This window comes from Massilia sp. CFBP9026, from assembly GCF_034045165.1.
GTDB lineage: Bacteria > Pseudomonadota > Gammaproteobacteria > Burkholderiales > Burkholderiaceae_D > Telluria > Telluria arenae.
Genome location: NZ_JAXCWH010000003.1, coordinates 203,328 through 226,464, shown reverse-complemented (window position 1 = coordinate 226,464; position 23,137 = coordinate 203,328). Strand labels below are relative to the sequence as shown.

The window sequence follows — 23,137 nt, the reverse complement described above, 5'->3', positions numbered from 1 at the left end:
GTGCCCGCGAAGGCGGGCACCCAAGTTAACGCAACGCAGCCGCAAGCGCGCAGTACACCACAATCAGCGCACCAGCCCCTCCACCAGCGCCTTGTGGAACTTCACCGGTTCCTGCATCTGCGGCGCATGCCCCATGTCCGGGAAGGTCACCAGCTTCGAGCCCGGAATCGCCTCCTTCGTCTTCTGCGCCAGCACCGTGTAGTTGCCGAGCTTCGGCCGGATCTCGGCCGGCGCCGCGTCCTTGCCGATCGCCGTCGTATCCTTCAGGCCCATCAACAGGAAAGTCGGCACTTTAATCAGCGGGAACTCGTAGACCACCGGCTGCGTATAGATCATGTCGTAGATCAGCGCCGAATTCCAGGCCACGATTTCCTTGCCCTTGCCGCGGTACATACCGACCAGCATCTGCACCGGCACCTCGTACTCCGGCTTCCACTGGCCGTTGTAATAGGTGGTGCGCGAGTATTCGCGCAGGCGCTCGGCCGAGGTCTTCAGCTCGCGCTCATACCATTTGTCCACGCTCAGCGACGGCACGCCGAGATTTTTCCAGTCCTCCAGGCCGATCGGGTTGATCATCACCAGCTGGTCGGTGGCTTCCGGATACATCAGCGCATAGCGCGTGGCCAGCATGCCGCCGGTCGAGTGGCCGATGACGATCGCCTTCTTCACGCCGATCGATTCGAGCAGCTTGCGGGTGTTGTCGGCCAGTTGCTGGAAGCTGTACTGGTAGTGCTGCGGCTTGGTCGATTTGCAGAAGCCGATCTGGTCGGGCACCACGACACGGTAGCCGGCCTGGGTCAGGGCCTTGGTGGTGCCGTCCCAGGTCGCGCCGCAGAAGTTCTTGCCGTGCATGAGCACCGCGGTGCGGCCGTTCGGCTTGGCCGGCTTGACGTCCATATAGGTCATCTGCAGGTCGACGCCCTGGGACTTGAAGCGGTATTGCTGCGTCGGTTCGGGGTACTTGAACTCTTCCAGTTCGGGACCGTAGCTCGGCTCCGTGGTGGACTGCGCGAGGGCCTGGACCGGCAGCAGCGCGAAGGCGAGACCCATTCCCGCGACGGCACGGGCAATACGTGTAAAGACTGGCATGGCAATCTGTGCAAAGTTGACGGAACTTCCAGTCTATCCCAGTTTACGGGCGCTTCGATACCGTGATTTTCACGCCATCGTCAGGCCAATAATGCGCGCATCTCCGGCACCGACAAGGGCGCCGCCTGCGCCTGCTGGAAGCGCTGCAGCACCCGCTCGATCGCCTGCGCCGGCTGCGCGCGGCTGAAGTACCAGCCCTGCACGCAGTGCACGCCGCGCTCGGCCAGCCACGACAGGTCGGCCTCGTCCTCCAGTCCTTCGCACAGCAGCTCGGCGTCGAACACGGCGGCGATGCCCTGGATCAGGGCAAACACGCCGGCGGTGCGGGCATCGCTCGCCACGCCGTGCACGAAGCGGCGGTCGGCCTTGAGGCGGTCGAAGGGAAAGCTGTTGAGCGCATCGAGGTTCGAGTAGCCGGTGCCGAAGTCGTCGACCGCCACCCGCACCCCGAGCGCGCGCAGCGCCGACACGCGCTGGTGCAGCAGTTGCGGCGAATCGAGCAGCAGGCTTTCGGTGACTTCGAATTCGAGCAGTTCTCCCGGCACGCCGGTGGACTCGAGGATGTCGGCCAGGCGCGAAAAGATCTGGGTATGCATCAGCGAAGCGCGAGAAAAATTGAGCGCCACCGGCGGGACGTCGCGGCCGCGCGCGCGCCATGCCATCAGGTCGTTGCAGACCAGGTTGAGCACGTGCATGTCGAGCTCGAAGATGCGGCCGGAGCTCTCGGCCTGCGGCACGAACATCGCCGGCCCTACCAGCCCGTAGACCGGATGGCGCCAGCGCACCAGCGCCTCCAGTCCGATCAGGCGCCCCTGGGCGACGTCGACCTGCGGCTGGTAGTGCACTTCCAGGTGGCCGAAGCGCAGCGCGCCGCGGATCGCCTCGCGCAGCTCGTAGCGCAGGCGCGCGCGCGCCATCAGCGCCGTGTCGTACTCATGCACGGCGCTCACGTCCTGGTGCTGGCGGACCGAGGATGCCGCGATATCCGCGGTATCGAGCAGGCCGCCGGCGCTTTCCTCGCACGGCAATGCCTGGCGCCGCAAGCCGATGCGCGCGTGCAGCGTGTGCATATTGCCCGGCTCGACCTCGAACGGCTGATCGATGGCGGCGCACAGCCGCTTGATCCAGGACGGCTCATCCTGCGGCGGCGACAGCAGCGCGAACACGAACTGGTCGGCGCCAAGATGGCCGAACAGCGCGCCGTCGACCCAGCCTTCGAGGCGCTTGCCCATCAGGCGCAGGATGCGGTCGCCCGTCTCGCGCTGGAACAGGTCGTTCACCTGGCGGAATCCGATCAGGTCGACCAGGCCGACCGTGACCGTCTGCCCGTCGTGGTCGACCAGCATGCGCTGCAGGTGCTGCAGGAATACCGCGCGGTTGAACATGCCGGTGACCGGATCGCAGTAGCGCAGCTCGAGCATGTCGACCACGATGCGGCCCATCAGCCGCAGTTGCGCGGCCTGGGCGACGTCGAGCTTGCGCGGCTCGGCGCCCATTACCCACAGATTGCCCAGCAGGTGTTCGCTCTCGCCCCGCAGCGGCACGGCGGCGTAGTGGCGGTAGTGCGGCTCCCCGGCCACCAGCGGATTGTCGACGAAGCGCGGATCGAGGCTGGCGTCTTCCACCTCGAACCAGTCGTTGCCGTCCGCCACTGCGCTGTCGCAGAAGGAACCGGAACGCGGGAAGAAGCTGGCATGCAGGCCAATGTGCGACGGCAGCCAGACCTGCGACTTGAACAACAGGCTGATGCCGCCGATGTCGGCGCCGGTGGCCTGCACCGCCAGCCGCGTGATGTAGTCGAGCTTGGGATCGGGCGAATCGGCCATGCCGACCTCGCTGGCTTCCGGCAGGTGCAGGCCGGCATGGGTATCGCCCCCGGGCGCCAGCCTGCGCGCCGTCCCCCGCACCAGGCGGTAGCTCATTCTCGCTTTTGCCTTGCTGCCCATGCTCGCTCCCCTTCCGCGCCGGCTCACAGCGGCGCGCCACGGCCGCGCGCTCTATCGGCGCGCGGTTCCGTAAAACTTGACTGTGTTGCCAGCTTAGCAGTCTTCGGTCGAAGGCAGCGGTCGCGCGGATGGGAATTCCGCGCGGCAGGTTTTATGCAACAAGCATGGGGCGGATTCTCAGTCCTGGGCGATCAGCGCCACCGGGGCGGCGGTATCGAAACGCACCTTGCCGCCCTTGACCACGGCGGTCTTGCCGGTGTACCAGTCGCGCACGGTGGCGCCGTCATGGAACACGCCACCGACCTGGATCGTGGCCGGCTGGCCGCCCGGCAGGTCGAGCGCTACCACCACACGGTCGCTCACGCCGTTCCGTTCCCAGGTGCGCTTGAAGGTGTAGGGGCTATGGCTGATCATCTGGTGCACGCCGGCGCCGACCGCCGGGTGGGCGGCGCGGAAGCGTCCCAGGCGCGCCCAGTGCGCGCGGATGTCGGCCACGCGGTGCATGCCGCGTTCGGCGTTCGTTTTCAGCTCGTCCCAGTTCATGAACGAACGCAGGGTGGCGTCGCCCTCGGCGCCTTCGACGCGCAGGATGCGCGCGGTCTCGTCGCCGTAGTAGATCTGGGCGGCGCCCGGCGCCAGCAGCAGCTTGTTGGCCGATTCGAACGGGCGCTCGCGCAGCGGATCGAAGGGGCTGCTGTCGTCGTGCGAGCTGATGTAGTTCAGCACCGAATAGCCCTTCATCTCGCCTTGCAGGATCTTCGAGTAATCCGAGAAGATTTTTTCATAGGGCTGCTTGGCGTCGCTGCGCAGGCTGAAGCTGATCATGCTGTCGAAGCCCTCGCCAGGATAGTCGACGAAGTCGCCGCCGCCCAGATCGAACTTGCGCGCATGCTTGATTTCGTAGTTGTAGACCTCGGACACCATCCAGAATTTGTCGTCGCCCAGGCGCTGCTTCGGATTGGCGCGCTTCCAGTCTTCGAAGGCGATGCTGGCTTCCTGCTTGAGTTCCTTCCACAGGCCAGGCTCGGTATGCTTGACGGTGTCGGCGCGGAAGCCGTCGATGCCGTACTTGCGCACCCAGTCCGCATGCCATTTCATCAGGTAGTAGCGCGGCGCGCGCGGATAGCCGGTGCGCTTGAAGAAGTCGTCCAGCTCTTTCACTTCGCGCTCGTAGCGCCCTTCCTTCTTCCATTTCGCCGCCAGGTGCGGCGGCAGCTCGACGTTGGCGCGGCTAGCGGTGAGGAAGTCCGGCAGGTTCGCCACCAGCGTGCAATCCATCGTGGTGCGGGCGTCCTTGTAGGTGCACTGCGGGCCGGTGCGCACCCACGATGCCGGCCACACCGGGTCCTGCTTCGTCACCGGGCCGGTATGGTTCATCACCACGTCGAACACGATGCGGATGCCGTTCGCGTGCGCCGTGTCGACCAGCTCCTTGAGTTCGGCCTCGGTGCCGAAGGCCGCATCCAGCGCGGTGAAGTCCTTCGCCCAGTAGCCGTGGAAGCCATAGCTCTTGCCGGTGCCTTCGTCGGTCGAGCCGTGGATCTGCTCGACGACCGGCGTGAACCAGATCGCGTTCACGCCCAGGTCCTTGAAATACCCTTCCTTGATTTTCGCCGTGATGCCGGCGATGTCGCCGCCCATGAAGCCACGCATCGTCGCGGCATCGTCCTTGCGGCCATATGCCTTGTCGTTGGCCGGATTGCCGTTGTTGAAGCGGTCCGTCAGCAGGAAGTAGACGGTCGCGTTCTCCCAGACGAAGGGTTTTCCGGCAGGAGCCTTGATCTGCGCGGTGGCAGATGACATGGCGCCGAAGGCGAGCAACATGGAGGCGGCAAGGACGGGTAATTTCATGCGGTTTCCTGTAGGTGGGTGGGTGTCAGGTGATGACGGTGGGTTCGTTGCGGCCGGTGCGTTGGCGCAGGCCGGACACGCTCTCTGCCACGCCGATCAGGCCCTGCAAGGCTTGCTGGGTGTCGAGGTCATGGCGCGCCGGATCGGCCTCGAAGCGTTCGAGGTAGAGACGGACGGTGGCGCCTTCGGTGCCGGTGCCGGACAGGCGGAACACGATGCGCGAACCGTCGCTCATGATGATGCGGATGCCCTGCTGGCTTGCGACCGAGCCGTCAACGGGATCGGCGTATTCGAAGTCGTCGGCCTGCGCCACGTGGTGGCCATCGAGCGTCTGGCCCGCCAGCTCGGGCAGGCGCGCGCGCAGCGCGTCCATCATGGCGGCTGCCGCCGAGGCGTCGACCGCCTCGTAATCGTGGCGCGAGTAATAATTGCGGCCGAAGCGGGCCCAGTGCGCGCGCAGGATCTCCCCGACCGGCTGCTTGCGCACGGCCAGCAGGTTGAGCCAGAACAGCACCGCCCACAGGCCATCCTTCTCGCGGATGTGGATGGAGCCGGTGCCGTAGCTCTCCTCGCCGCACAGGGTGGCGAGGTTGGCGTCCATCAGGTTGCCGAAGTACTTCCAGCCGGTGGGCGTCTCGAAGCAGGAGATGCCGAGCGCCTCGGCCACGCGGTCGGCCGCTTGCGAGGTGGGCATCGAGCGTGCGATGCCGGTGATGCCATCCGCGTAACCCGGCGCCACGGTGGCGTTGGCGGCGATGATGGCCAGGCTGTCCGACGGCGTGACGGCGATGCCGCGGCCGACGATCATATTACGGTCGCCGTCGCCGTCCGAGGCGGCGCCGAAATCGGGCGCATCCGGCGCCGCCATCGCCGCGATCAGCTCGGCCGCATTGACCGGGTTCGGATCGGGATGGCCGCCGCCGAAGTCTTCCAGCGGCTGGCCGTTGACCACGGTGCCGGCGGGCGCGCCGAGAAGGTCTTCCAGCACCGCCGAGGCGTAGGGGCCCGAGACCGCGTGCATGGCATCGAAGCGCATCCGGAAGCCGCTCGCGAACAGCGCGCGGATCGCATCGAAGTCGAACAGGCGCGCCATCAGCTCGGCGTAGTCGGCCACCGGGTCGATCACCTCGATCGTCATGTTTTCGATGCGGGTCGTGCCCAACTTGTCGAGGTCCACGGCCGGCGCATCGCTGATGCGGTACTCGGTCAGCGACATCGTATGCCCGTAGATGGCGTCGGTGATCTTTTCCGGCGCCGGGCCGCCGTTCTCGATGTTGTACTTGATGCCGAAGTCGCCCTCGGGACCGCCCGGATTATGGCTGGCCGACAGCACGATGCCGCCGTAGCAGGCATGCTTGCGGATCACGCAGCTCACGGCCGGCGTCGACAGGATGCCGCCGCGGCCCAACAGCACCTTCTCGACGCCGTGCGCGGCGGCCATGCGCAGGATGGTCTGGATGGCTTCGCGATTGAAATAGCGGCCGTCGCCGCCCACCACCAGGTGCCGGCACTTGCCCTCGCCCAGGGTCAGGAAGATGGATTCGACAAAGTTCTCGAGGTAGCCCGGCTGCTGGAACTCGGACACCTTCTTGCGCAGGCCCGAGGTGCCGGGACGCTGCCCGGCGAACGGGGTGGTCGCGACGGTCTGGATGGTCATGCTGTGCTCCTGTCTGGGTAAGTTTGCGCTCACATAGTCACCCCAGGCCGGGTCTGGCCGGGGCGAATATGTTAGTAAAACGTTACGATACGACAGCCGCGAAAATGACGGCGCGCGTGGACGGGAAACCCGCCTGGATCAGGCCTTCGAGACTGGGGCCGCCTTGTCGGTGACGAACAGGGTCAGCACCGCCGCAATCAGCATGCAGCCGCCGCCCAGCACCAGGGTCAGCACCGCATGGCCGCCGAACAGGTACTTGGTGGCGCTGCCCAGCAGCAGGCCGCTGACGATCTGCGGGATCACGACGAAGAAGTTAAACAGGCCCATGAAGTAACCCATGCGCTTGGCCGGCAAGGAACCCGCCAGGATCGCGTAGGGCATGGTCAGGATCGAGGCCCAGGCGATGCCGATGCCGATCATCGGCAGCATGAGCATCTGCTTGTCGGTGATCAGGAACACGCTGGCCAGCGACAGGCCGCCGATGACCAGGCAGGTCGCATGCACGATCTTGCGCGAGGTCATGCGGGCGAATACCGGCAGGATGAAGGCGGACAGCGCCGACACGCCGCTGTACACCGCGAACATGATACCGACCCAGTTGCCGGCATCCTGGTAAGCGCTCGATTGGGCATCGGTGGTGCCGTAGACGTTGTCGGCGATCGCGGTGCCGGTATAGATCCACATCGCAAACAGCGCGATCCAGGTGAAGAACTGCACGAAGGCCAGCTGCACCATGGTGCGCGGCATTTTGCCGAAGCCGCCCAGGATCTCGACGAACATCGTGCCCACGCCGCGCGAGGCCTTGCGCTCCTTGTGGAAGGCTTCCAGGTCGGGCGGCGGCAGTTCGTCGGCGAACAGCACGGTCCAGCTCACGGCCAGGAAGAACACCAGGCCGCCGGCGTAGAACGAGTAGCGCACGGTGTCCGGAATCGTGCCGCCGACGGCGGCGTTGGACACGCCCATGCTTTCGAAGAAGGTCGGCAGGAGCGAGGCGATGACGGCGCCGCAGCCGATGAAGAAGGTCTGCATCGCGTAGCCCGCGGTCTGCTGGGCCGGGTCGAGCTTGTCGCCCACGAAGGCGCGGAACGGTTCCATCGACACGTTGATGGCCGCGTCCAGCATCCACAGCACGGCCACCGCCATCCACAGCGCGGTGGAGTTAGGCATCAGGAACAGCGCGATCGCGGCCAGCACGGCGCCGATGAAGAAGAAGGGACGGCGGCGGCCCCATTTCGGGTGCCAGGTATTGTCGCTCAGGTAGCCGATGATGGGCTGGACCAGCAGGCCCGTGACCGGCGCGGCCAGCCAGTACAGGGACAGGTTGTCGGGATCGGCGCCGAGGGTGGCGAAGATGCGGCTGGTATTGGCGTTTTGCAGCGCGAAACCGAACTGGATGCCGAAGAAACCGAAGCTCATGTTCCACAGCTGCCAGAACGACAGGCGTGGCTTCCCCACGGTCGATTGCATATCCATTGTGTGTCCCCAATCTGGCCCGGACGGTGCGGGCTCTCTCGTGTGATTGCACGGCCGCTCGCATTGAGCGTACCGTCAGTGCCTTGTGCAGGATGCGGTGCGAGGCCGGAAGGGACGAAAACAGACGACTACAGTCCGGCTAGCGTATCTGTAGCAAAATAACATGGTGATTTCTGGGTGTCAATCGTGGCGTTCTCTAGTAGAGACGCCACGATGACAGGTGTAAAGACTTTGTTTTGTAGTCAAACAACAGAGTCTGGCAATCAGCCTTGGCTTGGCCCCTTGCGATGCGGCTTCTTGCCGGCCGGCTTTTCGCCCAGGCGACGTTCGACGCCCTTGGCGGCATATGGCTTCTTGGCCGCCGGCGGGGTCGCTGGCGTTTCGCCGTCGCGCGTGATGGCGAGCTGGCGGCCCGCGACCCAGATCGTCTTCAGGTGCTCGACCAGGTCCTTCGGCATATCGTCCGGCAGGTCGAGGGTGCTGTAGTCGTCATAGATCTCGATACGGCCGATATGCTTGGACGGGATATTGGCTTCGTTGGCGATCGCGCCGACGATATTGCCCGGCTTGGCGCCATGGGCGAAGCCGACTTCGATGCGGAAGGTGGCCATGCCCGGCTCGGGATCGCGCATCACGCGCTCTTTCTTGAAGCCTGGCTCGCGTGCCGGACGCGCCGGACGCTCTTCCCAGTCGCCGCGCGGTGCACGCGGTGCGCGCTCCTGCACGCCGCCGCCGAACTCGCGTTGCGATGGCACGAACTCGGGACGTGCTTCGCGATCGGGCTTTTGCAGCAGCAGCGGCTCGTCGCCGCGCGCCAGCTTGGCCAGCGCAGCCGCGATGTCGATCGCCGGCACATTGTCGTCGCGCTCGATGTCTTCGATCAGCGAACGGAACACTTCCAGGCCGCCTTCGGCCAGGGCGGTGCGGATCTGGTCCTTGAAGCGGGTAATGCGCACTTCGTTGACCACCTTGATGGTCGGCAGCTCGAGCGGTGCGACCGGCTGGCGGGTGGCGCGCTCGATGGCTTTCAGCAGGCCGCGCTCGCGTGGGGTGATGAACAGGATTGCGTCGCCGCTGCGCCCTGCCCGGCCGGTACGGCCGATGCGGTGGGTGTAGCTCTCCGGATCGGACGGCACGTCGTAGTTGATCACGTGGCTGATGCGCTCGACGTCGAGGCCGCGCGCGGCGACGTCGGTCGCCACCAGGATGTCGATCTTGCCGTTCTTGAGCTGCTCGATGGTGCGCTCGCGCTGTTGCTGGGCCATGTCGCCATTGATGGCGGTGGCCGCGAAGCCGCGCGCCTGCAATTTGGTCGCCAGTTCTTCGGTGCCCAGCTTGGTGCGCGCGAAGATGATCATGCCGTCGAACGGCTCGGCTTCGAGGATGCGGGTCAGCGCGTCGAGCTTGTGCATGCCGGCCACCAGCCAGTAGCGCTGCTTGATATTGTCGGCGGTGCCGGTCTTGGCGGCCACGGTGACTTCTTGCGGGTCGCGCAGGTAGGTCTTGGCGATGCGCTTGATCGCTGGCGGCATGGTCGCCGAGAACAGCGTGGTCTGGCGGCCTTCCGGGGTTTGCTGCAGGATCTGCTCGACGTCGTCGATGAAGCCCATGCGCAGCATCTCGTCGGCTTCGTCCAGCACCAGGGTGGTCAGCTGCGACAGGTCGAGCGAGCCTTTTTCGATGTGATCGATGACGCGGCCCGGGGTGCCGACCACCACGTGCACGCCGCGGCGCAGGCTCGACAGCTGCGGGCCATAGCTCTGGCCACCGTAGATCGGCAGCACGTGGAAGCCCTTGATGTGGGCGGCATAGCTCTGGAAGGCTTCGGCGACCTGGATCGCCAGTTCACGCGTCGGCGCCAGCACCAGCGCCTGCGGCGCGGTTTTCTTGACGTCGATATTCGACAGGATCGGCAGCGCGAAGGCCGCGGTCTTGCCGGTCCCGGTCTGGGCCTGCCCCAACACGTCGCGCCCTTCCAGCAGCAAAGGAATGGTGGCAGCCTGGATCGGCGACGGCGTTTCGTAGCCGACGTCTTTCAATGCTTTCAGGACAGGTGCCGAAAGATTGAGGTCGGAAAACGATGGGATTGGGGTGTCAGACATAAAGGAGTTGCTCTTAAATAAGTAGAAACGAAAGCGGTAGTTTACACCGTCGCCCCGCGCAAGGCGCTAAATAGGACGACGCATGGACTAAACAGGCGTGGATTATGAGGCCAAAACCACAGAATCCGAAAAAAACAAAAAGCCCTTGCAGGCTAAACCTGCAAGGGCTGGCAGACGCCGCGCTGGGCGGCGTGCCGATCAACCAGTGTGTTGCTTACAGCTTGTAGTTCAGGCCCAGCAGCATCTGGCGGCCGTACTTGCTGTAGCCGCGCGGACGATCTTCGGTGCCGGCGTAGCTGCGGAAGGCGGTGTCGGTCAGGTTGTTCACCTGGAACAGCACCGACAGACCTTCGACCTGCTTGAAGTCGTAACCCAGTTGCAGGTCGACCACTTTATCAGCTTTCACGTAAGTCAGCTCGGTTGCACCGCCGATGCCGCCGATTTCACCCACGAAGTCGCTGCGGTAGCGCTGGCTGATGCGGGCCGAGAAACCGTCTTTCTCGTAGTAGGCGGTGACGTTGAACACGCGCTTGGACAGGCCTGGCAGCGGGATCGCGAGGCTGCCGAAGCGCTGGTCGACGATCGAGATTTCGCTGCTGGTGAACGAGGCGTTGGCGGTGATGCCGAAGCCGTCCAGCATCGGGTGGATCATGTCCAGCGGGGTCGAGGCCGCGAACTCCAGGCCCTTCAGGGTGCCGCCTTCGCCGTTCATCGGCTGGGTCATGGTGCCGATATTGGTCAGGGCGCCCTGCAGGTTGAACTCCGAGAAGTCACGCGGCACGGTCACGCTGTAGATGTACGAGGACAGGTCCTTGTAGAAGCCGGCGGCCGAGATATAACCCTTGTTGCCGAAGTATTTTTCGTACGACAGGTCAACCTGCTTGGCGCGCCATGGGTCGAGCTGGGCGTTGCCGCCATTGCCCCATGGGGTGCCGGTGGTTTGCGCGGTCAGGCCCACTTCCAGGGCGGCGTTCAGCTGGTTCAGCTTGGCGCGCGCCAGGGTCTTGCCGGCGCCGAAGCGGATGAATTGCTGGTCAGGCAGGGCCCAGGCCAGGTTCACGCTCGGCAGGTAGTCGGTGTACTTCTTGCCGTCGGTCAGTGGCACCAGGTCGGCGAACGGCCAGGCGCGCAGCGTGTTCGCGGTCGAGCTCTGGTCGGTTTCGATGACTTGCATGCCGATATTGCCGCGCAGTGGCATCGACATCAGTTCGGTGTCGATGTTCAGCTTGGCGTAGCCGGTCTTGACCTTTTCTTCGATCGACCAGTTCTTGGTCGCGCCCCACGGCACCAGCACCGTCGGGGTGAACGGGCCGAAGTTGTTCGCCAGCACCGCGTCGATGTCCCAGCTCAGCGAGTTCTGCAGGCCATAGAGACCCTGCGAGCCATTGAGCACGCCAGGCGCGAAGGTGCCGTCACCCAGCTTGGTGAAGCCGGTTTCCAGGTGTTCCTTCTCTTTCTCGCGCTTGGAGTGGTTGTAGCCGACTTCCAGGCTGCTGAACGGACCGTCCGAGAACTTGCGCTCGAGGCTGACGCGGAACGACGTCATCTTGTCGGTCATGTTCGGGGCGTTGACGTAGCCGTCGCCGAACTGGCCGCCGATGGCGATCTGCGACGGATCGTCGTAGACGCCGGACAGCGACAGTTGCGGGATGGTGCCGCCGTTGTAGCTGTAGCCCAGGGTCTGGCGGGTGGCGCGGCCCGAGTTAATCTCGATCAGCTGCTCCTTGTGGTCAGCCTTGGAACGGCTGATGTCGACGATACCGACCCAGTCGCCCGAGCTGTAGCGGTTGTTCCAGCCGAATGCGGTCAGCTTGTCGTCGCGCGTCATGCGGTTGTTGCGCACCACCGGATTGACGTTGTTGGCGGTGCCGGCGATCGCAGTGCCGTTGACCACGGTCGCGTTCGAGAAGCGCACTTCGCCGTCGTCCTTCAGCGGCATTTCGATGCCGCGGCGGATTTCTTCCTGGTCGAAGCGCGAGTGATAGACGTCGAAGGTCGAGCTGAAGTTGCGGTTAGGACGCCATTCCAGCACACCCATCAGGCCGTCACGCACCTGGTCGCCGGTGGTGGCCATCGACTTCATGCCCTTCGGCACTTTAACGGTCGAGCCTGGCACGACATTGGTGTCATCCACCCAGTCCCAGGTCTCGAACTGCTGGTGCACGTTCGGCTTGTCCTGGCGCGCATAGCCGATCGCCACGCCGAGGGTGCGGTTGGCGAACTGGTCGATGTAGGACGCGCTGATGCGGCTGCCGGTGTCCGGCGAACCGGCGCTGATCGAGCCTTTCGAGTTCTTTTCGCCGCGCACATTGACGGTGATGACGCGCTCGCGCAGCGACAGCGGCTTGATGGTCTGCAGGTCGACCGTGCCCGACAGGCCCTGGCCGACGACTGCAGCGTCGCCGGTCTTGTACACGGTGACGGCGCTGATCAGTTCCGATGGGTACTGGTCGTATTCGACGCTACGGTCCGAGCTGGTGGTGACCTGCTCGCGGCCGTTCAGCAGCGCAGTCGACAGGTCGCCCGAGGTGCCGCGGATGCTGATCTGCTGGGCCTGGCCATTGACGCGCTGGGCCGACAGGCCCGGCAGGCGAGCCAGCGATTCGGCGATCGACACGTCCGGCAGCTTGCCGATGTCTTCCGAGGAGATCGCTTCGACGATGCCGGTCGATTCGCGCTTGACGGCGATCGCATCTTCGATCGCGCGGCGGATGCCGGTCACGGTCACGGTGGTGACAGGCGCGTCCGGGTTCAGGTTGGCGGTTTCGCCGGTGCTGGCGGTTTGCGCGTGTGCGCTGCCGGCCAGGACCGTGACAAAGATGGCGCAGCCGGCGGCAACCGGGCTCAGCTGGAATGCGGCACGCTTGGTGGCGATATTTTTCATGTGTCCCCTCAGATAGAACGATGTAGTCCCGAAATCACCTGCTTGAGCAGACCGGGATCGGCTTTTTGCGACAAAATCAACGTTGGGCGGAATTTTGTATTAAAACTAGATGCACTGTCAACGGGAGTTATTTAGAGCAAGGATTACGCGATCGGATTCGCTAATACATTGTAATTTAACGGATTTTTCGTTGTTTAAGAGCGACAGGGCAATGTAGTGACTCTGTAGTCGGGCTACAAATGCCCTTAAAACCGGCAGATTTTTATTGCCTCGCACCATCTTGGTGCGCTTCCTGTAGTAAATCATTCAGATCGAGGGCGCTTAGGCCCGCAGACTGAAAATTTGCTACACAGATAAGTTCCTCGACCTGATGCGGCCTTACAACAGGCGAAAAAAAGGCCGCCCGAAGGCGGCCGTGCGGCAGAGTCGATGAGGGGGCTAGGATCTTTTAGCCGCGCAATGTTTGGCGATGTATTCTTCATGCGACGGCATCACGTCGACGCATTTGCGGATCACGTCGCGCACGCTGCCCATGTAGTCGGCGATATCCGCCTCGGACTGGGTATCGGCCAGCGGGTGGTAGCCGTCGATGGGCATGTTCTGCCCTTCGAACACCTGCAACCAGCCGACCTCGGAAAACAGCTCATTATCGACGCGCACGATCTTGCCGCGCGAACGGTACAAGTCCATCTTCTGGCGCAGGGTTTCCGGAATCGCCATATGCGCGCACTCGGTCCAGTAGGCCGAATCGGTGCGCTGGTTCAGGTGGTAGTGCAGGATGATGAAGTCGCGCACGCGCTCGTACTCGAAGCGCGACTGGCGGTTGAACTCGATGCGGTCGGTCTCGCTGAAGCGGCGGTCCGGGAAGAATTCGACCAGGCGCGCGATCGCCGACTGGATCAGGTGGATGCTGGTCGACTCGATCGGCTCCAGGAAGCCGCCCGCCAGGCCGATTGCCACCACGTTGCGGTTCCAGGCCTGCTTGCGCATGCCGGTGCGGAACTTGATCATGCGCGGCTCGGCCAGCGCGCGGCCGTCGAGGTTCGACAACAGGGTCGCGGTCGCCTCGTCGTCGCTGATGAAGCGGCTGCAATACACATGGCCGTTGCCGGTGCGGTGCTGCAGCGGGATGCGCCACTGCCAGCCCGATTTATGCGCCGTGGCGCGCGTAAACGGCGTCATCGCCGGCACCGATTCGCACGGCACGGCCAGTGCGCGGTCGGCCGGCAGCCAGTGATTCCAGTCTTCGTAGCCGGTCTCCAGGGTCTGCTCGATCAACAGGCCGCGGAAGCCCGAACAGTCGACGAACAGTTCGCCCTCGATGCGCTGGCCGCCTTCCAGCTCGACCGCTTCGATGAAACCGTCCGGCTCGCGCTGGATGGCGCGCGCAATCTTGCCCTCGATGCGGGTCACGCCGCGCGCCTCGCACAGGGCTCGAAGGTATTTCGCGTACAGGCTGGCGTCGAAGTGATAGGCATAGGCGATGTCGCCCAGCGGCGAATTCGGTACATCGGTGCGCGCCGGCATGAACTTGCCGGCCTTGGCCGCCATGCGCGTGATCGAGTATTCCTCGAGCGGCGCGGCCTTGCCCAGCGCGCGCATCTTGTGCCAGTACTGCTCGAACGGCACGGTGGCCAGGTCTTGCCCCATGCGCCCGAAGCCGTGCATATAGCGCTCGCCCAGCTTGCCCCAGTTGACGAACTCCACGCCCAGCTTGAAGGTGCCCATCGTCTCGCGCATGAACTCCGCCTCGTCGATCCCGACCACGCGGTTGAAGCGCTGGATCATCGGGATGGTCGCCTCGCCCACGCCGACGATGCCGATCTCGTCCGACTCGACCAGCCGGATATTGTAGCGGCCGTTGAGCATGCTGCTCAACGCCGCCGCCGTCATCCAGCCGGCGGTGCCGCCGCCGACGATGACGATGTCCTTGATTGCCTGGTGTTCCATATTTTTATTCCTGCTGTCTCGTCCAAGAAAAACAACCCCCGGGGCCTGGCGGCCGCGAGGGTTGCATTGTAGTCCTGCCCGATTGCGATCAGAACTTGTAGTTGGCGCCGAACTGGTAGGTGCGGCCGTACTCCACGCGACGGGTGATCGAATCGCTGTTGTCGGTGTACTCCTGATACGGTGCGTTGTTCCAGTTGTTCGCTTGTGCGAACACCGACACACCTTTGGCGAAGCCCTTCTGGATCTCGTACGAGATCTGGAAGTCGACGATGGTCTCGCCCTTCACGAAGGTGTACTGCAGCGTGTCCGAGAAGTCGGGCGACTGGCCCAGGAAGTCCGAACGCTTGCGCGCCGCGGCGGCGATCTGGAAGCCGTTCTTCTCGTAGTACAGGCGCAGGTTGCTGACCTTGCGCGACAGGCCCGGCAGTGGGATGGTGGTCGCCGCGGTCTGCACGTTGCCGAAGCCCAAAGCCGGCAGGTCGATCTTCGACGTGGTGTTCGAGTGGTTGGCCAGGATGCCGAAGCCGTCCAGCCATGGATGCACCATCTCGAGCGGCACGTTGATCGCCAGCTCGTAACCGCGGATGGTACCGCCGTCGCCGTTTTCAGGACGGTTCAGCACGCCGATGGTTGAACCGGCGAACGAGCCGGACGTCGGCAGCGGCGTGGTCTCGGTGACCCACGGCGCGAAGTCGTATTCCGATGGCGTACGCAGGATGAAGGTGTCGAGCTTCTTGTAGAAGCCGGCCACGCTGATATAGCCCTTCTTGCCGAAATACTTCTCGTACGACAGGTCGAACGACTTGGCCTTGAACGGTTCCAGCATCGGGTTGCCGCCGCCGCCGCTCAGGAACGGGTTGGTCACGCCGGTGTTGACGCCAAAGCCGATGCCGCCGCGCAGGTCGTCCAGGGTCGGACGCGACAGCACTTGCGCCATGCCCATGCGCAGCACCTGGTCGTTCTTGAGGTCGAACGACAGGTTCAGGCTCGGCAGCACATCCCAGTAGTCGTGCTCGCCGGTAGTACGCACCACCGGGCAGGTGTCGGCGGTCTCGCCGGTGCAGTTGCCGCTGTTGAAGCCGCCGCCCATCTGCTTGGTGTGCACGAACTGGGTGCCGACGTTGCCGCGGTATTCCAGGCCGAACAGTTCGCCGTTCAGGTCGCCCATGACGTAGGCGGTCTGCACGGTTTCCTTCACGTCCCACATCTTGGTGAGGATGTCGGCATTGACCTTCGGCGCCAGTTCATAGACCGATCCGAGCGAGCCCAGTGGATTCCAGGTGGCGATCGGGATACCGGTGGTGCCGGCCGTGTTCGGGGTGCTGCCCGGCATCGCGACGGCGCCGAAGCGGTCGCCGCCGATGATCATCAGGCGGCCTTCTTCGCCGGTACGGGCTTTTTCGCGGTCGGTGAAGTTGTAGCCGAACTGGATCGCCGACACCGGACCCCATTCGACGTTGCGCTTGGCGTTCAGGCGGATCGCCTTGAGCGTGTCTTCGATATACGGCTGGGCCAGGTAACCGGCCTGGGCCAGCGGATTGTCGGCCGTGCCCGACCAGCCGTTGACGTCGGTCAGGCGGGCGACGTTGGGGTCAGCGTAATTCAGGCCGGTGCGCCAGGCGATATCGGTGAAGTTGCCGCCGTTAAAGCCGGTCCACGAGATCGTGTCCAGGTTGGCCGCATTGCCCGGCAGGCCGGCGCTGGTTTCATAGCGCGAGCTCAGCTTGGTCGCCTTGGACCAGGTGAGGTCGGCGCTGGTGTTCCACTCGCCCAGTTTCAGCTCGTTCTTCCAGCCGACCGTCTTGAGGTCGTCGTCCGCCGATTCGATGTGGTTGCGGATCACGGCCTTGTAGTTGGTCAGGGTGCCGCTGGTGGCGATGCCGTTCTGCACCGTCACGTTTTCCAGCACGCCGGCCGGATCGTACAGGCCCGAGGTGTTGGCGCCGACAGCGCCTTCCAGGCCGCTGCGCTTGTAGCCGGTTTCGCCGGCCGAATAGAACAGGTCGACTGTCGAACGGAAGTTGCGGTTCGGGCGCCATTGCAGCGAGGCGAAGGCGCCGTCGCGGTTGTGGTAGCCGGTTTCGGTATCGGCGGTGAAGCCCAGCGGCACGCGCACGTTCTGGCCGTTGTACGGCAGTTCGGCCACGTTGCCGCCCCAGGCATCGTACTTGCGCTGTTCGCCGCCGGTCTCGTCGTACGAGGTCAGGCCGACCGCCACGCCGATCGTGCGGTTGGCGAACTGGTCGATGTACGACAGCGAGAAGCGGTCGCCATCGCCTTCTTCGGCGGTGCGCACGCCCAGGCGGCTCTTCTTGTAGTTGACGGCGATGACGCGCTTGCCGAAGTCGAGCGGCTGCACGGTCTTGAGGTCGATGGTCGCGGCCAGGCCCTGGCCGATCACGCTCGCGTCCGGGGTTTTGTAGATCACCACGCCGCCCATCAGCTCGGACGGGAACAGGTCGAATTCAGGATTGCGGGCGTTGCCGGTCGAGGCCATTTCGCGGCCGTTGAGCAGGGTGCCGTTGAAGCTCGGCGACAGGCCGCGCACCGAAATCTCGGACGCGCGTCCCGAACCGCGGCTGCGCTGGGCGGTCACGCCCGGCAGGCGCGCAATCGATTCGGCCACCGAGGAATCGGGCAGCTTGCCGATGTCTTCGGCCGAAATCGCTTCGACGATGGAATTGGAATTACGCTTGACCGAGATCGCCGCCTCGATGCCCTGGCGGATGCCGGTCACGGTGACGGTGGAGACGCTTGGCGCCGGCGCCGGGGTGGCGATGACTTCGCTGGTGGCGGCCGCGGTCGGGGTGTTCGGTGCGACGGCGGTCTGCGCTTCGCTGCCGGATGCCTGGGCGAAGGCCTGGCCAGCCAGCGCCGACAGCAGGACGGCGCAGCCCGCGGCGAACGGGTTCAACGGGAATGCGGTACGCGCCGACTTGCCGGCGCGCCTGGTGGCGGTAGCTTTCATGTGTCTCCTCGGTGAAAGGCGGTTTCCCGCGGCGCGGCGTTGCCGCTGCCGGGGTCATTGCCTCGACAATTTTTATCAGCCCCGACTCAACGTCTGTACTAAAACTAGATGTTGCAGTCGAAAACTGTGTGTATCGACAATAATGGCAGGTTTCGAAAAAAACAGTATCGCGCGCGTTGTAGCTGGGCTACAGAAATAGCCATGTTCGGCTTAGCGGGAGGAGATTTCGCGCTGTTTCTAAAGGAAATCTGAAGATTCAGTGGAGGCGCGTCCGTGTAGTTCCACTAGAGACGGCAGGCGGTGTATTGATTGTTAGCGGCCATTTTCTATAGTACTCTTTCGCCAACACAACAACACTTCGCGCCAATTCGTACTCACTCTGCATAGGTTTGTAGTCTTACTACCTGAGCAGCTGATAGCGATAATGGCGCTCGATAATCATGAGACAACTCCTCGCCAGCATCGTGCTCGGCGGCGCTTCGCTTGCCGTCCACGCCCAGACCCCCGACATCGCCCGCATGGAGCCGCCCTTCTGGTGGGCCGGCATGCAGCACGAGCAAGTGCAGTTGATGGTGTATGGCGACAAGATCGCCGACCTGGACCCGTCGCTGGCGTATCCGGGCGTGCGCATCGCCTCGGTGACCCGCACCCCGAACCGTAACTACCTGTTCATCGACCTGGTGCTCGACCCGAAGGTCAAGCCAGGCAGCTTCGACATCGCCTTCAAGGGTGCCAACCGCACGGCCAGCTATACCTATCGCCTGCTGGAGCGCGAAGCCGGTTCCGCCGAACGCCAGGGCTTTTCCAGCAAGGACGCGATCTACCAGATCATGCCGGACCGCTTCGCCAATGGCGATGCGTCCAACGACAGCGTCGAGGGCATGCCCGACAAGCTCGACCGCAAGGGTGGCCTGGGCCGCCACGGCGGCGACATCAAGGGCATCATCGACCGCCTCGACTACGTCGCCGGCCTCGGCTTCACCCAGCTGTGGCCGACGCCGCTGATCGAAAACAATATGCCGGGCTACTCCTACCACGGCTATGCGGCCACCGACCTGTACAAGATCGACCCGCGCTACGGCAGCAACGAGGACTTCAAGCGCCTGTCGCAGGAAGCGAAAAAGCACGGCATCGGCATCATCCAGGACGTGGTGCTGTCGCACATCGGCAGCCACCACTGGTGGATGAAGGACTTGCCGGCGCCGGAGTGGATCAACTACAACGACAAGTTCGTGCCGACCCACCACTACCACACGGCGGTGCAGGACCCATACGGCTCGAAGGAAGACGCCGACAACTTCACGCGCGGCTGGTTCGTCAAGAGCATGCCCGACATGAACCAGTCCAATCAGCTGGTGTCGAACTACCTCATCCAGAACAATATCTGGTGGATCGAGTACGCGGGTCTTTCCGGGCTGCGCATCGACACCTTCGGCTACTCGGACAAGGCCTTCCTGGGCGAGTACACGAAGCGCCTGATGGCGGAATACCCGAACCTGAACCTGGTCGGCGAAGAGTGGTCAACCAAGGTGCCGGTGGTGGCCTACTGGCAGCGCGGCAAGCAGAACTTCGACGGCTACCAGGCCTACACCCCTAGCCTGATGGACTTCCCGGTGGCCGAGGCGATGCGCAAGGCACTGGCAGACAAAAAAGGCGGCAACGTCTTCACCGACGTCTACGAGACGCTGTCGCTCGACTACCTGTATCCGGAGCCGGGCAACCTGGTGCTGTTCGCCGACAACCACGATATGTCGCGCATCTACAGCGAAGTGGGCGAAGACTTCGACAAGTACCGCATGGCCATGATCTTCATGATGACGGCGCCGCGCATCCCGCAGTTCTACACGGGCGACGAGATCCTGATGACCAGCGCCGTCGGCGAGCGCAACGACGCCACCTACCGCACCCCGTTCCCGGGCGGCTGGGCCGGCGACAAGGTCGATGCGTTCAAGGGCATTGGTCTCAGCAAGAAGCAGCGCAATGCGCAGGACTTCGTGCGCAAGCTGGCCAACTGGCGCAAGGGCCAGCCGGTCATCCACAACGGCAAGATGATGCATTACGGCCCGCAGGACAACACCTGGGTCTACTTCCGCTACAACGATGACAAGAAGGTGCTGGTTGCGTTCAACAACAACAGCAAGGAGATGTCGCTCGATGTCGACCGCTTCCGCGAGATGCTCTCCGGCGTAGCCAGCGGCACCGACGCGCTGACCGGCAAGACCTATGACTTGCGCGAGAAGCTGGTGCTGGCGCCGCGCGCGGCCATCGTCCTCGAACTGGCGGCGCCGCAATGAAGCGCCGTGCCATCGCCCTGGCGGCCCTGCTCTCCTGTGGCAGCGTCCTCGCCCAGAACGTCGACGGCCTGTACGTGCGCGGCGCCTTCAATGGCTGGGGCACCGCCAGTCCGCTCGCGGCCAAGGGCGATGGCATCTACCAGGCCGACGTCGAGGTCATGCCCGGCAACCACGCCTTCAAGCTGGGCACTGGCGACTGGAGCGCCGAGTGGGTGATCGATCCCGATAAAAGCACCAGCGTCAGGCCCGATACCGACTACCGCCTGGAGCGGCAGTCCGGTCCCGAGACCTTCCTGTTCGTGCGCCAGCCCGGCACCTACCGCTTTACGATCGATGCGCGCGATCGCGCCAAGCCTGTGCTGAAGGTGGCGCGCATCGCCGACACCCAGCGTGGCGCCGGCCCCGATCCGCATGCCGGCCACACGGCCCAGGCAAGCCAGCAATGGCCGACCTGGGACGGCAAGGTGGAAACCGTGCGCTATTCGACGCCGGATGCGGACGCGCCGCTGCGCCGCTACGTCCAGTCGAGCACCATGCTGCTGCGCGATCCCGGTCCGCAGCACGTCGAGTATGCCGAAGAAGACGGCCTGCCGCGCGTACGCAGCGGCAACCTGGCCTTCGACGCCCTGTTCGCGATGGCCGGCCGCGAGATGCGCCAGAATTCGGTCAGCCAGATCAATGACGGCAACTACAACGGCGGCAACGCGATCGACTGCGCGTGCTTCGCCACGGGCGAGAAATGGGCCTATGTCTGGACCCGCGACCTGTCGTACGCGGCCGACCTGGGCCTGGCCCTGCTCGATCCGCAGCGGGTGCGCAATTCACTGGATTTCAAGCTCTCGGGCTGGCGTCCCGAAGTCACGGCCGCGGCGCAGGTCCCGGGCACGCCGGACGGCCTGCAGATCGTGCAGGATACCGGCAGCGGCGGCAGCTGGCCGGTCAGCACCGACCGGCTGACCTGGGCCCTGGCAGCCGAGGAGACGCTGCGCACCCTGCCCGCTTCCGAACGCGCCGCGTTCGCCGCGCGCGCCCTGAAGGCGCTGTCGAACACGATCGAGATCGACCGCGTGGCCGCCTTCGATCCGGTGACTGGACTGTACACGGGCGAGGAATCCTTCCTCGACTGGCGCGACCAGACCTATGCCGCCTGGATCCCGGGCGACCTGGCCTCGATGGCCAGTTCCAAGGCGCTGTCGACCAACGTCGTGTATTACCAGGCGCTGAACCTGGCCGCGAAGCTGGCGCGCGAGCACAAGGACAACGACAAGGCGCAGCGCTACACGCGCTGGGCGCAAGAACTGAAGCGGGCGATCAACGAGCGCCTGTGGTTGAAAGACGCTGGCATGTACAGCAGCCTCACCGCCGGCCACCTGGACGACGCGCCGCTGCACAAGTTCGACTGGCTGGGCCAGGCGCTGGCCATCGTCAGCGGCGTGGCCGACGAGCGCCAGGCGCGCTCGATCCTGGCGCGCTATCCGCATGGCCCGCTGGGCGCCCCGATGATCTGGCCGCAGCAGGTCAAAGCGCCGGTCTATCACAACCGCTCGAGCTGGCCGTTCGTGACCGCCTATGGCCTGCGGGCGGCGGCCCACGGCAAGAACGCGGCGGTGGCCGACGTGGCCTACGCTTCGTTGATGCGCGGGGCGGCGGTCAATCTGTCGAATATGGAAAACCTCGAGTGGCTGTCCGGCCAGCCGCTGCTGCTCGACGAAAACAACCCGGGGCTGAGCGGTCCGGTGATCAACTCGCGCCGCCAACTGTGGTCGGTGGGCGGCTATCTCGGCATGGTGATCGGGAATGTGTTCGGCGTGGAGACGCTGGACGACGGCATCGCATTGAAACCGTTCGTGACCGCGAAACTGCGCCGCGAGACCTTCGGCGGCACGAACGAGATCGCGCTGCACGACCTGCGCCTGCATGGCAAGCGCATCGACGTGCGCATGCAACTGCCTGCCGTGAGCGAGAAAGATGGCTATTACGCGGTCGAGCGCATCGTCCTGAATGGCAAGCCGGTCACCGGCGCCATCCGCCTGGACGCGCTGGCCGACAGCAACCGCATCGAGATCGTGCTGGGCAAACTGGTGACCGGCCAGCAGGACATCCGCCGCGTCAACGCCAATCCCTATGAAGAAGCAAGCGCCGTCTTCGGCCCGCGCGAGCCGACCATCGACAGCCTGGCGCGCGCCTCGTCCGGTGCGGTCACCTTGCAGATCGGCGCCAACGGCAATGCCGCCAACGTGAGCTATCGGGTCTACCGCGACGGCAAGCTGGTGGCCGACAAGCTGCCGGCCGGGACCTGGGTCGATCGCAAGGCTGGCGCCACCTCCTGCTATGCGGTCGAAGCCTTGTACACCGACAGCGGCAACGTCAGCCACCACAGCCAGCCGCGCTGCGTCGATGCGGGCACCGAGATTCCCGTGACCGATGCACGCGTGATTTCGAACCTGAAGACGACCGCGCCCGATGCGCGCTTCACCCAGGCTCACCTCAAGGACTGGGGCAAGCCGGACGACCGCTTCGCCGTCGACGGCATCCGCATCGAACGCGCGGGCGATTACCGCATCCAGGTGCGTTACCACAACGGCGCCAACCAGGTGAACCTGGGCATCAGCGGCGGCGTGAAATGGCTGGCGCTGAAGGACGGCAGTGGCAAGGTCGTGGCCCAGGGCGTGATCCAGCTGCCGCATGCGCCGCTGCTGCAGAAGGACACGCCGAGCGTGTATTCGACGCCGCTGGCGGCGCGCATTGAGGCTGGCAACGAGGCGGGCAGCTACCGTCTCGAGATGACGGACTTCTACAATATGAGTTATCTCGACAGTAACCGCAGCTTCACCGGCGCCGGCGGCGCCGAGCCGTCGAACCGCTTCGATATCTACGGCGTGCGGCTGCTGCGGGTGAAGTAAAGCCTGGCCAGATAGTCAGC

At 64.5% G+C, this 23,137-nt stretch carries 11 protein-coding genes; 2 read left to right on the top strand and 9 right to left on the bottom strand.

Annotation, left to right across the window (positions count from 1 at the left end):
* Positions 1 to 63: 63 nt before the first annotated feature.
* From SOM28_RS09360 to SOM28_RS09320, 9 genes are all read right to left on the bottom strand, one after another.
* The gene (locus tag SOM28_RS09360; protein ID WP_414675169.1) at positions 64 to 1,089 is read right to left on the bottom strand and encodes an alpha/beta fold hydrolase; all 1,026 of its coding nucleotides are present in this window, start codon (positions 1,087 to 1,089) and stop codon (positions 64 to 66) included.
* Positions 1,090 to 1,169: 80 nt separating this feature from the next.
* A complete protein-coding gene (locus tag SOM28_RS09355) occupies positions 1,170 to 3,035 on the bottom strand; it encodes a putative bifunctional diguanylate cyclase/phosphodiesterase (RefSeq protein ID WP_320467950.1) in 1,866 nt (621 codons plus the stop codon).
* 177 nt (positions 3,036 to 3,212) lie between these two features.
* Positions 3,213 to 4,886 carry an alpha-amylase family glycosyl hydrolase gene (locus tag SOM28_RS09350; RefSeq protein ID WP_320467949.1) on the bottom strand — a complete coding sequence of 558 codons (1,674 nt, stop codon included), beginning with the start codon at positions 4,884 to 4,886 and terminating at the stop codon, positions 3,213 to 3,215.
* 25 nt (positions 4,887 to 4,911) lie between these two features.
* On the bottom strand, positions 4,912 to 6,543 hold the full coding sequence (locus SOM28_RS09345) for an alpha-D-glucose phosphate-specific phosphoglucomutase (RefSeq protein WP_320467948.1): 1,632 nt from the start codon (positions 6,541 to 6,543) through the stop codon (positions 4,912 to 4,914).
* A gap of 138 nt (positions 6,544 to 6,681) precedes the next feature.
* Entirely contained in the window at positions 6,682 to 8,016 is a 1,335-nt protein-coding gene (locus SOM28_RS09340) for an MFS transporter (RefSeq protein WP_320467947.1), read from the bottom strand.
* Positions 8,017 to 8,279: 263 nt separating this feature from the next.
* Entirely contained in the window at positions 8,280 to 10,118 is a 1,839-nt protein-coding gene (locus SOM28_RS09335; RefSeq protein ID WP_320467946.1) for a DEAD/DEAH box helicase, read from the bottom strand.
* A 214-nt stretch (positions 10,119 to 10,332) separates the two neighbouring features.
* Positions 10,333 to 13,002: a TonB-dependent receptor gene (locus SOM28_RS09330; protein ID WP_320467945.1), complete on the bottom strand. Its 2,670-nt coding sequence runs from the start codon at positions 13,000 to 13,002 to the stop codon at positions 10,333 to 10,335.
* Positions 13,003 to 13,440: 438 nt separating this feature from the next.
* Positions 13,441 to 14,952 (bottom strand): tryptophan halogenase family protein, encoded by a 1,512-nt coding sequence (locus tag SOM28_RS09325; protein ID WP_320467944.1) that lies wholly within the window; start codon positions 14,950 to 14,952, stop codon positions 13,441 to 13,443.
* Between the two features lie 88 nt (positions 14,953 to 15,040).
* Entirely contained in the window at positions 15,041 to 17,920 is a 2,880-nt protein-coding gene (locus SOM28_RS09320; RefSeq protein ID WP_123069427.1) for a TonB-dependent receptor, read from the bottom strand.
* Positions 17,921 to 18,360: 440 nt separating this feature from the next.
* Here SOM28_RS09320 and SOM28_RS09315 point away from each other — a divergent pair, with 440 nt between their 5' ends.
* Positions 18,361 to 20,214, top strand: coding sequence for a glycoside hydrolase family 13 protein (locus SOM28_RS09315; RefSeq protein WP_320467943.1), 1,854 nt, complete (start codon positions 18,361 to 18,363; stop codon positions 20,212 to 20,214).
* Complete coding sequence (locus SOM28_RS09310; protein WP_320467942.1) at positions 20,211 to 23,117, top strand: alpha-L-rhamnosidase-related protein; 2,907 nt, start codon at positions 20,211 to 20,213, stop codon at positions 23,115 to 23,117. Before SOM28_RS09315 ends, SOM28_RS09310 begins: the two co-directional genes overlap by 4 nt.
* Positions 23,118 to 23,137: the final 20 nt, after the last annotated feature.

Coding starts and splice junctions, on each gene's coding strand:
- SOM28_RS09360 (WP_414675169.1), bottom strand. CDS start 1,089: ATGCCAGTCTTTACACGTATTGCCCGTGCCGTCGCGGGAATGGGTCTC.
- SOM28_RS09355 (WP_320467950.1), bottom strand. CDS start 3,035: ATGGGCAGCAAGGCAAAAGCGAGAATGAGCTACCGCCTGGTGCGGGGG.
- SOM28_RS09350 (WP_320467949.1), bottom strand. CDS start 4,886: ATGAAATTACCCGTCCTTGCCGCCTCCATGTTGCTCGCCTTCGGCGCC.
- SOM28_RS09345 (WP_320467948.1), bottom strand. CDS start 6,543: ATGACCATCCAGACCGTCGCGACCACCCCGTTCGCCGGGCAGCGTCCC.
- SOM28_RS09340 (WP_320467947.1), bottom strand. CDS start 8,016: ATGGATATGCAATCGACCGTGGGGAAGCCACGCCTGTCGTTCTGGCAG.
- SOM28_RS09335 (WP_320467946.1), bottom strand. CDS start 10,118: ATGTCTGACACCCCAATCCCATCGTTTTCCGACCTCAATCTTTCGGCA.
- SOM28_RS09330 (WP_320467945.1), bottom strand. CDS start 13,002: ATGAAAAATATCGCCACCAAGCGTGCCGCATTCCAGCTGAGCCCGGTT.
- SOM28_RS09325 (WP_320467944.1), bottom strand. CDS start 14,952: ATGGAACACCAGGCAATCAAGGACATCGTCATCGTCGGCGGCGGCACC.
- SOM28_RS09320 (WP_123069427.1), bottom strand. CDS start 17,920: ATGAAAGCTACCGCCACCAGGCGCGCCGGCAAGTCGGCGCGTACCGCA.
- SOM28_RS09315 (WP_320467943.1), top strand. CDS start 18,361: ATGAGACAACTCCTCGCCAGCATCGTGCTCGGCGGCGCTTCGCTTGCC.
- SOM28_RS09310 (WP_320467942.1), top strand. CDS start 20,211: ATGAAGCGCCGTGCCATCGCCCTGGCGGCCCTGCTCTCCTGTGGCAGC.